This is a genomic window from Candidatus Omnitrophota bacterium, from assembly GCA_028707125.1.
Lineage (GTDB): Bacteria > Omnitrophota > Gorgyraeia > Gygaellales > JAQTUX01 > JAQTUX01.
Genome location: JAQTUX010000001.1, coordinates 242,836 through 257,834, shown reverse-complemented (window position 1 = coordinate 257,834; position 14,999 = coordinate 242,836). Strand labels below are relative to the sequence as shown.

Sequence of the window (14,999 nt, the reverse complement as noted above, 5' to 3'; positions counted from 1 at the left end):
TATTATTCTTGAGCGGCGGCGCCTTTCTCAAGCCCTATGTCAAGGCGGACCTTGAATTCAACGCCGCTTTCTTTGCCGCTGCCCTGAGCGGAAGAAACTATCTTAACCCCCGAAACGTACTCATTTTGCCTCAGGCTGCTGAGGAAATCGTTTATATCGCTGTAGTCGGCGGTCCTGCCCCCCAGCATAACGACCAGCAGGCCGTCAATGTTGCGCGCGTCTAAAAGAGTAACGCGCATATCGTCTGCCTTGCTTACCGATATATCCCGCAGCATCTTGAGCCAGAGGCTGTGCAGTTTAGCCCGGGTTTCCAGATACTGCAATCTTTCGCTTACGAACTTCTCTTCCTCCAGGAGTGTTTTATAGCCGGGCACGACCTTGTCCGATATGAACTTGTACCGCTCCAGTTCCTTATCCTTCAGGCCCGCGGCCTTGCCCATCCTGAAATTCAAAAAGACCAATAACGCCAGCAAGGCAAGCATAAAGGCGCTGAACGCCTTCCTGGCGGTATCAAAATGCCTGGTATCGTCCAGGGAACGCTGCTTTTCCTTCAACAGGTTCAACCTGAAGGCGGAAGGGCTGAGGAAAGACGCGCATAAACCGATGCTTAAGGAAAGCTGCGACGGCTTATCAACGGAAACAGCGCGGGAGATCTTCTTCAGCGGATCAAGATAGGCCACGTTGATCCCTAAAGACGAACTCAACGGCTGAAGGTCTTCGGCGATGGGCTCTCCGGAAAGGAATATCTCCTCAAGCGGCTTGTGCGAGGAACCCATCTGGAGATAGTTGGAATTAAGCAGCCGCTTTATCTCCTGCGCGAACTCGCTGATCACATCCTCCGCGATCCTGCCGCCTGCCGCGAGCTTATCCTTTCCTATTGAAATGGTATGGATCCAGAACCTGCCGTCTTCAAAGATACACAGGTTGCTGCACTGCCATCTGACGTGCAGGATGCAGAAATTCTTCTTGTCGGGGTAGTTAAAGGTAAAGACGTTATACAGGGCGAAGGGCACGGCCGTGATAAAGGCGCACTGCACGCCGGCTTCCTTGAAGGCGTTAAACTGCGCGTCAACGATCTCTTTCCTCGCGGCTACAAGATTAAGGTTCTTTCCCGTAAGCAGATAATCCCAGTAACAGTCATTGAGGTTAACGGGCAGGGGCTGGCGGGAAAGAAATGAGGGGATGTTGCCCTTGTCTTTGAAGATATTGGTTTTGGTGGCGAAGCCCTTGAAGAATGACTCCTCCGCGCTTATCGCCCCCACGCAGCTGTATTTGGCTTCAGCGAATTTATTCTCTTTGAGGAATCCCCGCAGATTATCCGCCGCGGCGCCGGCCTGGGGGAATTCCTTTATGTAAACATGTTTAAGCGTTAATTCCTGGCCCCTCTTTTCTACCTCGCAGACAATTATCTTATGGGCATCAAGGTCTACGCCGGCTACCTCTCTGGGGCGCAAAGAAAAACCCTCCAGGACCCTTTTGATATTCCGCATTTTATTTATGATGATACAATATTATATTATCCATATATATGATGGTCAATATTATTTGCCCAGCGCCTGCCTTACGATCTCCGACAGCATTCTATTGTCCGCCCTGCCCTGAGTACGGGCTGATACCTCTTTCATCACGTTCCCCATACCCTTTAAATCGGCAACCCCAAGCTCTTTGATGACATCATCGACTACTTTCTTCAGCTCGCCTTGCGAAAGCGCCTGAGGAAGATAGGCGGTCAATATCCCCTTCTCTTTTGTCTCCTTGTCCGCCAGGTCATCCCTCTTGCCTTTTTTAAACTGCTCAATGGAGTCCTCGCGCTGCTTGACCAGCTTCTTTATGACGGAGAGCACCTCGCCGTCGTCTAAACTGTCTTTGCGCTTCTCAATTGCCAGGTTCTTCATTTGCGCCCTTAAGAAACTCAGCGTTGAGGCGCGGATCTCGTCCCTGGATTTGCGCGCCTGGTTAAAATCGTTCAGGATCTTCTCTTCAAGTGTCACGCGATCACCTCCATCAATCTCCGATAATTATCCTCGGCGTTTCCCTTAAACACGGCGCTGCCCACGCAGGCGACCTCCAGCCCCCTATCTTTGAGCATCTTGATGTTCGCCTGCTTTATACCTCCATCCATGGCAATGATATAATTTTTTGCCCCGGATTTTAATTCCTCTATCTTATTAATAACCTCAGGGACAAATTTGCTTCCGTAAAACCCCGGGTTAACGGACATCAGCAGCACAAGGTCGACTTCCCCGAGCAGGCCCTTAACGGCGCCCACCGGCGTATCCGGATTTATGGCGATACCCGCTTTCATATCCGCGCCTTTTATGGCGTTTATCACCTCTCCAGGATCGCCGCCCGATTCAAAATGAAAAATAACCCTCGCCGCCCCCGCCTTTTTGAAATCGGCGATATGGCCCAAAGGCTCTGAAACCATAAGGTGCGCCTCATAGGGCATCCGCGGCGTTACCGCCCTGATATCCTCGGCGGTTATGCTTCGCGATGGAACGAATTTCCCGTCCATAATATCGACCTGCGCGAAATCGCAGAACCTGGAGGCGCTGTCAAACATCGCCTTAAGTTCTTCTTTGCTGTCTGTAAGTATCGCCGGCACTATCTTCATTTCAATATGTCCAGCATCTTCCGGGCTGCCTCCAGGTGGCCGCGCTCATCTTCGGCAATGCGGCCTATCTCAGCGCACATCTGCGGATGCTTCATTTCTTTTAATAATCCCGTATAGGTATTAAGCATTCTTTCCTCTATCGCCTCCAGGTCCTCAAACTGTTTCCTCAACGCATTCCTTCTCTTAAAGATCCGGCTAAAAATCATCTCCCATCTCCGTCCTTATTTTTATAAGCAGCTTTTTTATGGTTTCCGAATGCCTTTTGGTGTCGGCGCTGAGCTTATCCAGCAGAAGATTGATCTGCCTCTTGTCTTCAGTTTTCAGATCGTCTGCCGCGAGCGAGGCCTTCAGCACATCGGCAATGACCCCGACCGCGTGGTCCTCGAACTCCACGTCGTCTTTCAGATGCCTGATTAGAACATCGCGTTTCATAATCACCTCTTTTTTATATACATCAACACCGATATCTCGTCTATCGGTTACGGTTCAGGTTACGGTTATGTATCGGTTGCGTGTAACGGTTCAGGTTACGTAAACGACAACCGTAACCGAATACCGTTACCGATACGTAGCCGTAACCCTGACCGACAAACGTAACCGAAAATTAACTACCTTAAAATAATATCTATCCTATCGATCAACCCGTCCCGCACCTGCCCCGCAAAAGGCGCGGGAATATATCCGTCCTCTATGCTGTGCGCCGCGCCGTCTTTATCCCTGAACTTGATCTCTTTTACGCGGGCCCCTTTGCCGCCGAAGGTGTCCTTTCTCCGCGGATTATGATATACGACCAGCGCTGAATTCAGGAACCTGAACGCGAAGTCGCCTCTGGACAATTTCAGTTTCAGCGCTGACTTGCCGGAAGGCAGCTCAAACTCCGCCGCCCTGTCCAAGAAGAATCCGCCCTCAAGCGCCGGCTCGAATCTAAGGGACAGCTTCCCATCCTTGCCCAGGAAAAACGGCGCCTTGCCCGCGCACATGACCAGCCATATATTAATGAGTTCCGCGGTTGAGCCGGACAGCCGCGCCACAAACCCCGCCCCGTGCATTGACTGGTCGGGAAAGGCGCTGGATACAATGAATGAAGAATTCTCAAGGATGCTCCTTGAATAAACCTCCGGCCTCTGAAAACAAACCAGCGTATTATGTAATTCGCGGAAATATTCCTCATACAGCCCTGCCTTAAGCAGCTCCAGAAGATATTTGTATTCCATATGCAGCCAGATCGATTCGTTCTCCAGCCATCCGGGCGTAAAGATCACGCACCTGCCTAATTCTTCCGGCTGTCCTTTCAAAGAAGCGCAGACCTTATACATTTTCAGCTTCCTGTCGTAAAGCGGGCTCTTTTTTATATTGCGGTACAACGCCTCTGCCTTGCCTCTATCCGCGCACACCTTGAGGGCGTGGACGTTTGCCTCCAGGAAAAGCGGCAAGGCGCTCTGTTTAAATTCCAGCGGCTTGACAGCTGTTCCCTCGATCTTATATCGGCTTACCTCATTGATAAAATAACTGAAAAATACGCCTCTCTTCTTGTCGAACCCCCTGCTCAGCGATGATCCTATCCGCCTGGACGCGCTCTCCAGAAAAGAGGCCACCTCTTTTATCCCCACCTCAACTTCCTTACCGCTTACGCCAAAGAACGTCCTCTTCCTGAATGCTTCCTTAATACCGTTGCTTCTGTCCCAATAGTCAAAATCCCTTGTTTTTACGCCGGAGTTCAGATAGCTCTCTATCGCGGCCGTCAGGTCATCCATAAACGACTTCAATTCTTCGGGGATCCCTGCTATCGTATCTCGCGGCAGGCCTTTCAGCAGGCCGGATAAAAGAACGATCAGCCGCTTTAACTCAAATGTCTCGCAGGAGGATGAACCAAGCAGGGCAGGCAGGCCGTTCAACGCGTCAAACCAGTTGGGTTTATCCGCCTCCATCTCTATGCCTACGCCGAAAGGATCCAGCGTGGCGAGTTTATTCAGGATAAGCGTTAAGAGTTTTACTAAAAGAGTGGTATGGTAGACCTCGCCCCGGCCAAAATCAACCCTAACTTTATGCGGCTCTGCCTGGCGCTCCGCGAGCATCTTTTTCTTATCGCCGTGCCTGGCCAGGCAGTGGAACTGCCTTACCTTACCGTCCTTAACAACGTATCTGGCGCCGCGCGGCTGGACGCTCTCGGCGGTGTCGTAAAAGCTGAAACCCCTGTCTTCAAGCAGTATATATTTGAGCCGCTCGGGAAAGACGGAGAGGTAGTTCTCCAGCAGGTCAATATTATACTGCCAATGGTCCGACCAGTATCCCTCGCCGAACTCGGCATCCTGGACCCTTGATGAATTAAGGAAGAGAAAATGGATCAACGCCTCCGGCGCGCCCTTTATCCTGATACCCTTGTCGTCAATCTGCGTTAAAAATTTTCCTATGTTAAACTGCCCCTCCAGAAGCGGCAGGACACAGCCGATATCGCCCTCCTTAAAGAACCTCTTCAATGCCTCTTCGGACTTCTTTGCTTCGGCCAGGATAAAGATGTTCTCTTTTATCACCAGCGGGTTATAGCCGTCTAACTGCTGCAGGTTAAAAAACGTCTTAAGATTCAGGTCGCCCAGGCGGGGATTGAACAGGCAGTCGCTTCTCCTGTTCTGGTTTACGTCGCGGAAATTACCGTTGCCTTCGGACAGGTACGTGGGGTTAAGCGCGAACCTGTTATAGTCGCGCTCAGGGTCTCCGTGTTTGCGGGAATAGACATAGATAGTTGAATTGCCGTCATATTCAAAACTGTGGGGGAAGCCGCCCCTCAGGCAGTTGTCCAGGAACGTCTGCCGGCAATAAAGGTCAAACGCCTTATCGCTGCTGGCGGTAAAACAATTCGCCTCCAGCGACTCGATCAGGGATTTGTTCTCTTCCCGTTTGCGCTTGAAATAACTGCCGCGGCTGATGGCCCCCGCCTTCTGCCGCAGTATTTCAATATTCCTCATATGGCCGAACAGCGAATACAACCTGATGCCCTTGCCGGCTGCAAGCGCGGCCTTCTTGAATACGAAGGCGCAGGGCGTTATGCTCTGCGTCAGCTGAAACGCCGGATGCCTGAAATCCCCTTGAAGATAAATCCGGGGGGAAGAAAAGTCGCCTTGTTGGCCGAATACCGCCCTGGGGTCAACTATGGGGGCGAGCAGCCCTCCCTCGTCGGAAAACCCTAAGAAGAAATTGCCCTCCTCAAGATGCACGACTTCAGACCTGTCGCGCGGGTCAACCGCCAGCCGCAGGAACGCGGCGTTATTCTCCAGGTTCTCCACCCTCATCCATGACTCTATGGTGCGGTGCATTTCCTTCAGGAAAAAATTATTTATGCCGAAGGGGATGACCTGCGGCAGGCCGTCCAATACCTGGATGGGAATTACCCTGGATGACTCGTTGGTTATCTCAACCATCCTTGCCAGCGCCGCGAAATTTTCGTTGGGCAAGGTAAAATATTCCACCTTGACGCGCAGGCCCGACGCGGGATCGGACTCTTCCAGCGACAATTCGTAAGGGCGTACGCGCATGCGGTTGCCGGATGCCCGCTGGAACGGCTCGTAGAAGGCCTCTTTGCCGTTTTTCTTTATCTTTATAAATGTGCGGAAGCCCAGCCGGCCCGTATGCTGGTAGGCCTTGTTCGCGGGATAAAATTCAAGTATGGGGTTGTCCTTGTCCCGCACGCCGAAGCTGGAAATGCACTGGCCGCGGTTGGCGTAAAACACCCACATAGGTATGCCGAAGAGCCCCGCGATCCCGGGAAAGAACGAGGAAAACGGCCGCGCCTGATTATAATTTTCGATCACGAATTCATCGCTGTTATTCAGGTAGTATTTACATTGGTTTGTCTTTTTCATTTTGTTCCTCTCAAGAAGTTTTCCATGTCTTTAGGCAGCGCGCTTCTCAGCCGTATCTTTTCTCCGGTGTAAGGATGCCTGAAATCCAGGCGTTCGGCATGCAAGGCGGCCCTCCTGAATTTAACTCCGGATCTCTTTGCCAGAAAAAATTTTCTCTCGCCTACCAGCGGATGGCCTATCTGTTTGAAGTGTATCCTTATCTGATTTGTCCTGCCTGTCAAGGGGCGCACCTCTGCCAGCGTGAACAAGGGATTGGATTCAAGCACCACATAGTCGGTGCGGGCGGGTTTTTTTACGCCCTTTTCAATGATATCGTAACTTATCGTGCCGCCTTTTCTCTGCAGGGAGCCCTGCACTATTGCCTTGTAGGCCTTTCTCACGTTGTGCTCCCGGAACTGCTGCCGCATCTTATCCAGCGTATTTTTGTCTTTGGCGAACATGATCAAGCCCGAAGTATCCCTGTCCAGCCGGTGGCAGGGATACACCCTGTAGCCCTCGTCCCTTAAAATATTGACCAGCGTCCCGCGTTCATTCTTGACCGTTGCCACAGTCAGCATCCCCGCCGGCTTTTCCACGACCAATAGATGAGCGTCCTCATACACTACTCTGATAGTTCTCAGCATGTCAATTCCCAATTCGCCAATGACCAAATCCCAATAAATGACCAATTAACAATTCCCAATTGGACATTGGGTAATTGGGAATTTATTTGACATTGGTAATTGGTCATTGGAAATTTACTCGTCATTTGTCATTTAATTATACGATATCGCTATCCTGAACCGCTCCATATTTTTCTCAGAAAGCCTGTAAAACGGCGGAAAAGGCGCCGACTCCATTACGTTCTTAAGAGCAAGGTTGTTCAACAGCTCATTCGTAGACGATACGACCCGCGGCTTATCCTGGATCTCTCCGGTGGACAGCAATATAAAAGAAACCGTGACCCTGCCCGACTCCGAGGTCTGGCCCGCGTTCTCCTTCGCTGTCTGGCTTATCTTTCTTGAGACAAAATCGGAATATTCCAGGAAATTCCTGAAGCCCTCCGAGGGCAGCGCCGCCTTTTTGATCATCGGATCATCAGCCGCGTCTCTCTGCATATCTTCTAATCTCGGTGTTTCAGCTTCCCCTTTATACTCAACAACCTTACTACCGCTTACAATTGTCGGCGTGAGGAAAATAACCAGTTCATTCTTCTGCACCAGATTGTTGTTCTGCCTGAACAAGTTTCCAATAAGCGGGACATCTCCCATAAGAGGAATTTTATTACGGCTCTTCGTATCTACGTTTTTAATCAAACCCGCGATAAGTATGGTAGCGCCGTCTTTCACCATTACCGTACTCTCCGCTTCTGAGGTATTAAACGTGGGCACCTGCGTAGTTTGACCGCTGACAGTAATGGGCGTAAGTCCTGCTGTGCTTACTTCGGGTTTTATCTTCATCGTAATATAACCCTCGTCATTTATGGTTGGAGTTACAGACAATTTAACTCCGCCTTCTATAAATTTAATTTCCTGTGCCGTTACCTGCGTACCAGTGCCTGACTGCGACGTGGTGCTCTCAATATATGATTCTTTATTACCGAGTAAAACTTTTGCCTCTTGATTATTCAGCACTATTATGCGGGGAGTGGATAGGGTCTCTGTCTTACCAAAATAACTTATCATATTCATTATTCCCCGATATTCTTCTTTTGCATTGATTGTACTTGGCCCGAAAGTAAATACCGTGGCGGTACCCTTGCTAGCGGTTGGCTTAAATGACTGAGTAACCCTGAAATACTTTTCCAACCAGTAGTCCCAATCAATACCGAACTTGAATTCATCGTCTAAGTCAATCTTTATGATTCTTGCCTCGATGAGAACCTGTTTTGGCTTCTCGTCAAACTGCTGGATGACTTCCGTCAGTTCATTTATCTTCTCCGGATAATCCCTGATCGCCAGCTTGTTCGTGCGCGCGTCAATGGTCAGCGTGCCGATATTCTTTGTCACCTTTTCCTGTAATGCGGCCTTCATGTCTTCAGCTGTTCCGTACTGCAGGTTAAATACCTTTGTGACTATCGGCTTGTCCGCGTCTTTTATTATCTGTTTCATCTGCTTTATCTTTTCCGGCATATCCAGGATTATCAGGGTATTGCTGCTTTCATCCACAACCACCTTGCCCAGGGCGCTTTTTACCGTGGTCAAGGCCTTGCTCAGGGTGGCTGCCTGGGCATATTGTAATTTGATCGTGGTAAACTCCTTTTTATCATCAAACTTGTCTCCGTGGGCAAGCTCGTAATCCCGCGCTGACATGATATTGATGATGCCGCCCTTCTTCTCGTAGGCAAGCCCGTTTGCCGCCAGGATCACCTCCAGCGCGTCTATCGGCTCAACATCCCTGATGAACATCGTAACGCGGCCCGACACATTGCGGCCTGCCACGATATTCATCCCTGAACGCTGGGAGATCAATTTAAGCACATCAAGGATATTCATGCCCTTTATATCAAGGGATATCTTGCCCTCCTGCCGGCCGTCCTCAGGAACTTGAGGCGAGGCGGAGGGCGGAGAGAACAGCGGCTCTGTCTCAGGTAACATCCCCTCTTCCGGTTCCGGCTGTTTCATCCATTCCTCAGGAGGCATCTCCTCCAGGAAACGCTCGTCAATAACCGGTTGTTCTTCCGGAGGAAGCCCTTCTTCCCGCGCGATCGCCGGAGAAAACAGGCAACTCAACAATCCCATAAGAAAAAAGGCGGTCTTTAACTTAAACATCTCTGCCCCCCCTATAAGTAAAGGTCAACTCTCTCTCCCTGATATTCAAATACGACTTTATTTTCTTTTATTTCCGCCACTTCCAATCCGTTGACGCCCTCTCCCTTTTTGAGGAAATAACTCTGCCTGGTCGCCCTGTCTTCTATTATCGCCTGCGGCTCTTCATCGGCGATTATGCCTATCAACGCCAGGTCTTTTATCAACTCCCTTAATTCCTTTTTGGGGGCGCCGCCCGCCTGGCTCTCCCTTCTCGCCGTTGACCTGAACAGGTTTTTGCCTTTGACCTGCTCGGAATAATATGAATAAGGCATGGGGCTGATCGCCTCAATTATATCCGGCTCTTCCCCGGGGGCCGCATTCTTGATACGCTGCAGCTCATTGCGAAAAGAAGGCGACAAAAACAGGAAGTCCGCCAGCAGGTACGCCAGAAAAATCAGCGCCAGCGCCGTCAGGACATTGTTTATAATTTTCGGGTCAAACCCTGCCAGCGCCTGAAAATTTATCTTTCCCGCCGCGGCAGGGGCGCTCAAATCAACCGCCGCGGGCGCTGCCTCATCCTTTCTCTTCCCCGGTTTGTTCTTTATAAGCCGAAGGAGTTTCTCCTCGGGCGAAACGTCTCCCGGATTGTTCATCTAACGTCGTTCCTTATCACCTCTTCCACGATCTCTTTATCAACGCTGTCCTTATCGCGCATTACCGCCAGCTCCATCGCGTTGTGGCAGAGCAGGGCGATCTTACGGGGGTATCCTTGAGTATATTGATAGATGAGCCCGCAGGCGCCTTCGTCAAAAAGCCCCCCTCTTCCGTTCCTGCCTGCCTGGCTCAGGCGGAAATTTATCATCTGCTTTGTCTCCTGCATATCCAGGGGGTTTATAATATATTTTAACGACACCCTGTCCATAAAGTTGCGTATCTTTCTCACGCGCGGCAGCAGCTCCACCTGCGCCAGTATCACCAGCTGCAGCAGCTTATATTCGTTGGTCTCATAATTGAGCAGCGTGCGCAGCGTCTCTAACTGATTGGGATTAAGCTTCTGGCCCTCGTCGATCAAAAGCACGATCACCTTATTTTCGTCCACGCCTTTGTGGAAAAGGTATTTTTCTATCGCCTCTTTATAATCAAGGGTTGATTTTAACAGGGGGTCGAGCTTGAACATCTTGGCGAGGTTGACAAGGAATTGATACTCTGATTTATAATCGGGGTCCAGTATCATATAGAATTCAAAATCTTCATCCCCCTCAAATGTCTGCAGCAGCATCCGGGAAAGCGTGGTCTTGCCTGTGCCCACGTCGCCGAGTATCAAACTTAAACCGCGCCGCAGGCGTATATTGATCTCCGCCCTTTTCAATGCCGTATTGTGCGCCTGGGATAAATAAAAAAAGTGAGGATCGGGGCTGGTAGAGAACGGCTCTTTTTCCAAACCGAATATCGTGTAGTAGCTCATAATAACGCCTTTATTTCTTTCAGCGTCCTGCCCTGGACCTGCAGTTCCCTGATCCTCTTTAACGCCTCCAGGTTATCCTGATTAAAATACCTGAAACCCGTCTCAGGGCTCCTGCCGGATTCCTTTATCAGCCCTAAACGAAGATAATACTTGAGCGTATAGACAGAATGTCCGCTCAGCTGGCTTAAGTCCTTGATAAGAAAGATATTATCGCTCATTTTTGCTCAACTCTCCATGTAGATAGTGATAGCGCTTCTTTACATATTTGTCAAGCACTATCTACTCTCTACTTAGACAGCGATATCAATATAAGTAAGAATATGCCTTATTTGTGGGTTTCGTTAGATGAAGGAGATCCTGACGATGCTGAATGTGGCCTCTACCAGGCCGTCCTGTTTTCGGGAGGGAGATATCTGCAGGCGTTCTATTTTAAGCAAGGCAGGGGATGTCTCCAGGTTATATATGAATTTAAAAAGCGCGTCTGTATTGGATTCCGTGCTTACTTCTATGCTCAGGCGTTTATACCCCGCTTCCTCTTTGACCCTGTCCGGCCTGACATTGTTTATCTGCACTCCGGAGCCCCTGGCAATGGCTTCCATCTGGTTTAATATGGAGGCGATTATCTCCTCATCAGAGTTCTCCTTTATGGCCGCCCTGACAAGTTTCTCATATTCCGCTTCGATCTTTTCCCTGTGCCCAAGCAGCTGGTAGATCTTTTCCAGCTTCCTCTTCTTAAGGGTTATTTCGCTGTTGAGCTTATTGAACCTTGCCGATAGCGGCTCAACCGCCGACACATAAACAACTGCCAGGGCGGACACCGACACAGTCAAAAACAGTATCAGCCTTTCACGTTTTGAGAGATTACTTAAGAATACGGCTTTCATCACTTCTCCAGCGGGGCGTTTATCTCAAAATCGATCTCTTCCCCGGAAGACGATTTTTTCTTGGTAACGTAGCCGACCTGCACGCCCGCGAAATATTCGGTCGCCTCAAGCGCGCTGACTAACTTAAGCGCCAGGGACATATCCTGGCAGTTGCCCTTGATGTTTACGGCCTTATCCGCCTCATAAAGCACGCCGCTGAAGGTAATGCCGGAAGGCACTGCCTTATAAAGCGCGCTTATGGCGTCCAGCGCTGAAGAGCCCTTGCTGAGCTGCTTATTTATCAATTCCAGGCGCCTGGCCTTTTCATCCAGCTTTACGGTATCTTCGCCGAGCGTGCCCAGCTCCCTGTCAAGGTAGGCGAGAAAATTATTTTTATCGTAGAATTTCCTGGCGAATATCAAGCCGGCCAGAGCGAACACCACCGCTGCCAGGGCAGCGCTCTTCATAAGCTGTCTGCGGGAACGATGATGCGAGAGTTTTCCTATGATCTCCCGCGGCAGAAGATTGATCTCTACGCCTTCCGCCTTCAATGCCGCGCCCAAACAAGGCGCGAATGAATATTCCTCTTTTGCTAAAAGCGCGCCTGCCTCCGAAGAAAGATCCAGGCCCGCCTGATGGTCGATCCTGGCTATCGGCAGCGAGACATTCGGCTTAAGCGCGTCTATAACCGCGGCGGCCAATTTCCGCGGCCCGCTTATCAGCAGGCGGTTGATCTGCCGCGCGAATGCCTGCCTGCGGTAGGCGTCAAGCGAAAGCGTGATCTCCGAAACCGCCTTATCCGCCGAATGCGCCGCCCCCGGCATTGGCACGCCCCTCACAAACACAAGGGAGCCCTTATGCGTTAGAGATACGGAGGTAAAATCAGGCGCGATCTCTATTAAGGCGACGTTGTCCTGGCGGCCGGCGGCATCGCCTGCCGCCTGAAGATCATAAAGTAATTTTAATCCCTCGCAGGACAGGGAAACCGCGCTCGGGTGGCTGCCTATGGGCTCAAGCGCCTCAAGGTATTTAGCCACGGTGTCCCTGCGCGCGAGAAAAAGAACGATATCGGAAAAGCCTCCCTCCCGCGTACCTATGGCATGATAACTATAAATGATCTCCTCGGGAGAATAAGGCAGTTGTTTTGCCGCCTGCCACCTGACCATATCGGCGATCTCCGCGCGGTTGTGAGAAGGGAGTTTCAAGAACCTTACTGAAGCAAGATGCGTGGGGATAAGAACGGTGTATTCCTTTAATGGAATATTGTGCTTTTCCAGATAGGGCTTTAATTGAACAGGGGTATCAAACACAGCCAGATGCTCTATGGACGGCTTGCCCTTGCCCTGGCCGGCCGCGCAGAACTTAAGCCCATTATTGAAAAATTCAATGCAAGGTAACATAGTCCTGATTATACCACTCTATTCTTCCTGCCAATAAATAATTTTTCCGGTTGAAAAATTAACGATCGCGGTTATCCTCTGTTTTATCCCGCGCACATCCGCCTCAACCTCAAAACGCAGGATATCGGAACCGGTAGCGAGAATATTCTTACTAAACAAACCGGACGAACCAGACAATAACGTACTTGCATCCGTAGAAAGATTCAATGTATTCGGAATATTATTTATATAATAAATTGCGCCTTCTGGTATTGATGGAGGCGATGGATCGCTTCCAAAATACTGATCATCATTGCCTTCTCCAACTTTTCCGTCACCTCCGGCTCTGAAATCTATTAATTTATGAGCCATACCATCAGTATCAATTGTAACATTTTGCGGTTGATGCGCTTTAAGTACGGCGGCAAGCGCCTCCTTGGAACAAGAATTAATATTTATCTTTTCGCTGGAAGAATAAATAGTTATAAAATCAATGATACTATTAAATATTTCCTCATTCCAGCGGTTAACCAGCAGTATCGTAGAGGGATCTGAAAGTTCTTTATTTTCCGGAGTGTAATCCTTATAAAGATCCTTCTCCAGTGAGCTGGCTCCTGTGCGCGCGTCCTCATCTTTGTCTATCCAGTCCACAAGATTTTTAACTAAATCTTCCGCATCATTATCATTTATTCCGGGCGCCCGATCTTCAAGTAAGGCCTTAAGTGTATTCCATAGATCCGTATTAACCGTGCCTGAAGTATTTATAAGTTTATTCACATTGATCTTGCTGTGCTCATCAATAATCAAATGTGTTACTTGCCCCGCCATTTTCCCATCGCTGTCATTGATCACTTCCGGCGGCTTGGGCGCAGGATCGTCGTAGGGAAAATACAGGCCGCCAAGTAATGCATTCTGCTCTTTTTTATCTTCAATCAATTTCAGCAGATACCCCCGCGCCAGATAATATGCCTTTGTTTTATCCCTGTAGTAACGGCTCAGCCGCACTTCAACCAGCATCCTGTAACTGACGCTGATGCTATAAATGACCAGGATAGCCAAAACCCATAAACTTATCATTAAAACCTGGCCGGACCGGCGGCAGCGTTTCTTCATAGAAGTTTTAAATTTAAAGGCAAGATTATGCTTCTTGTGAACCTGATCTTCCTGACACCCCGGGAGAATACGAGCGTGATCCTTACCTCGGCAGGTACGCCTGATTTCGCGTCCCAGTCATCCAACTCGGCGGGATCCGGATCAGACGCGGAAGGAAGCGAGGCAAGGTATGTTATCTTGAATTCCTCTATTCCGCCGCATATCCTTTCGGCTTTGGCACTGCCTGAAGCGGGCGCTGAATGGCCCTTTGCCAGGAATTCGGAAAACGGTAAGCTCTCCCTGAAAATCTCTTTGTTGCCGTACGCATAAGAAACCGCTTCCATTGTCTTGATCTCTTTGGTGTCTCCCGCAACGGTGGTAAATCTGGTCGTGGTGGTAAGCAGGCCTAAGTTTGTATCACCTCCGTTGAATTTTGAATCGGGAGTTACCTTATCGTAATCAACGCAGTTCCTTAGATCCCGCTCAAGGCCGTCAAAAAACAGCCGCAACCCCTGCAGGTCATCGGAGACCTGCTGCGAAGTTGAATGAGTAAGCGCGCCCACGCGAAATCCCGTATAGAGCGCGAGGATTATTACCACAAGTAAACTTGAGGCGATAAGCAGCTCGATTAATGTAAAACCCTTATTTTGCCTTAAGGCAGGTAAGCGCATCTATTTTTGAGTCCTCGTCCCAGGAGACGATGAGATTAAATTCTCCAAGGGCAGGCTGGCCAGGAAGTTTTCTGACAAAATTTCTCTCCCACTTGAACCCCTCTGCTTCGGGAAAACCCCCTTCTTCTTTCCTGGTATCTATGCCCGCGCTCCCCGCGGCTAACGCCTGCTTCTCAAATTCGCTCATCTTCTCTTTTAATAATATGCCGGCGCGCAAATAATCTTCTGTCTGCCTTATCGCGCGCCTTACGCCGAAAAATGTGTTCAGGACCATAACTATGCTGACAGAAACAATGGCAACGGCAAAGACGACTTCAAGAAGCAAAAAG

The 14,999-nt window shown here is 49.8% G+C and carries 16 protein-coding genes; all 16 read right to left on the bottom strand.

What is annotated here, in order from left to right; genetic code table 11:
• Positions 1 to 2: 2 nt before the first annotated feature.
• Positions 3 to 1,490: a PilN domain-containing protein gene (locus PHR44_01330; GenBank protein ID MDD4909310.1), complete on the bottom strand. Its 1,488-nt coding sequence runs from the start codon at positions 1,488 to 1,490 to the stop codon at positions 3 to 5.
• A 51-nt stretch (positions 1,491 to 1,541) separates the two neighbouring features.
• On the bottom strand, positions 1,542 to 1,991 hold the full coding sequence (locus tag PHR44_01325; protein MDD4909309.1) for a GatB/YqeY domain-containing protein: 450 nt from the start codon (positions 1,989 to 1,991) through the stop codon (positions 1,542 to 1,544).
• Positions 1,988 to 2,614, bottom strand: coding sequence for a ribulose-phosphate 3-epimerase (locus PHR44_01320; protein ID MDD4909308.1), 627 nt, complete (start codon positions 2,612 to 2,614; stop codon positions 1,988 to 1,990). Before PHR44_01320 ends, PHR44_01325 begins: the two co-directional genes overlap by 4 nt.
• The gene (locus tag PHR44_01315) at positions 2,611 to 2,820 is read right to left on the bottom strand and encodes a hypothetical protein (protein ID MDD4909307.1); all 210 of its coding nucleotides are present in this window, start codon (positions 2,818 to 2,820) and stop codon (positions 2,611 to 2,613) included. Before PHR44_01315 ends, PHR44_01320 begins: the two co-directional genes overlap by 4 nt.
• Positions 2,810 to 3,046: a hypothetical protein gene (locus tag PHR44_01310; protein ID MDD4909306.1), complete on the bottom strand. Its 237-nt coding sequence runs from the start codon at positions 3,044 to 3,046 to the stop codon at positions 2,810 to 2,812. The genes PHR44_01315 and PHR44_01310 overlap by 11 nt, the downstream gene beginning before the upstream one ends.
• A 176-nt stretch (positions 3,047 to 3,222) precedes the next feature.
• Positions 3,223 to 6,471 (bottom strand): hypothetical protein, encoded by a 3,249-nt coding sequence (locus tag PHR44_01305; GenBank protein ID MDD4909305.1) that lies wholly within the window; start codon positions 6,469 to 6,471, stop codon positions 3,223 to 3,225.
• Positions 6,468 to 7,094 (bottom strand): RluA family pseudouridine synthase, encoded by a 627-nt coding sequence (locus PHR44_01300; protein MDD4909304.1) that lies wholly within the window; start codon positions 7,092 to 7,094, stop codon positions 6,468 to 6,470. Before PHR44_01300 ends, PHR44_01305 begins: the two co-directional genes overlap by 4 nt.
• A gap of 132 nt (positions 7,095 to 7,226) precedes the next feature.
• The gene (locus tag PHR44_01295) at positions 7,227 to 9,221 is read right to left on the bottom strand and encodes a secretin N-terminal domain-containing protein (protein MDD4909303.1); all 1,995 of its coding nucleotides are present in this window, start codon (positions 9,219 to 9,221) and stop codon (positions 7,227 to 7,229) included.
• A gap of 11 nt (positions 9,222 to 9,232) precedes the next feature.
• Positions 9,233 to 9,853, bottom strand: coding sequence for a hypothetical protein (locus PHR44_01290; protein MDD4909302.1), 621 nt, complete (start codon positions 9,851 to 9,853; stop codon positions 9,233 to 9,235).
• Positions 9,850 to 10,665 (bottom strand): AAA family ATPase, encoded by an 816-nt coding sequence (locus PHR44_01285; protein MDD4909301.1) that lies wholly within the window; start codon positions 10,663 to 10,665, stop codon positions 9,850 to 9,852. Before PHR44_01285 ends, PHR44_01290 begins: the two co-directional genes overlap by 4 nt.
• Positions 10,662 to 10,883, bottom strand: coding sequence for a MerR family transcriptional regulator (locus tag PHR44_01280; protein MDD4909300.1), 222 nt, complete (start codon positions 10,881 to 10,883; stop codon positions 10,662 to 10,664). Before PHR44_01280 ends, PHR44_01285 begins: the two co-directional genes overlap by 4 nt.
• Before the next feature lie 123 nt (positions 10,884 to 11,006).
• A complete protein-coding gene (gspM, locus tag PHR44_01275) occupies positions 11,007 to 11,549 on the bottom strand; it encodes a type II secretion system protein GspM (protein ID MDD4909299.1) in 543 nt (180 codons plus the stop codon).
• Positions 11,549 to 12,928, bottom strand: a complete 1,380-nt coding sequence (locus PHR44_01270; GenBank protein MDD4909298.1) for a hypothetical protein — start codon at positions 12,926 to 12,928, stop codon at positions 11,549 to 11,551. Before PHR44_01270 ends, gspM begins: the two co-directional genes overlap by 1 nt.
• Positions 12,929 to 12,946: 18 nt before the next feature.
• A complete protein-coding gene (locus tag PHR44_01265) occupies positions 12,947 to 13,924 on the bottom strand; it encodes a type II secretion system protein GspK (protein MDD4909297.1) in 978 nt (325 codons plus the stop codon).
• 92 nt (positions 13,925 to 14,016) lie between these two features.
• Positions 14,017 to 14,670: a prepilin-type N-terminal cleavage/methylation domain-containing protein gene (locus tag PHR44_01260; GenBank protein MDD4909296.1), complete on the bottom strand. Its 654-nt coding sequence runs from the start codon at positions 14,668 to 14,670 to the stop codon at positions 14,017 to 14,019.
• Positions 14,642 to 14,995, bottom strand: coding sequence for a hypothetical protein (locus PHR44_01255; protein ID MDD4909295.1), 354 nt, complete (start codon positions 14,993 to 14,995; stop codon positions 14,642 to 14,644). Before PHR44_01255 ends, PHR44_01260 begins: the two co-directional genes overlap by 29 nt.
• Between the last annotated feature and the right edge of the window lie 4 nt (positions 14,996 to 14,999).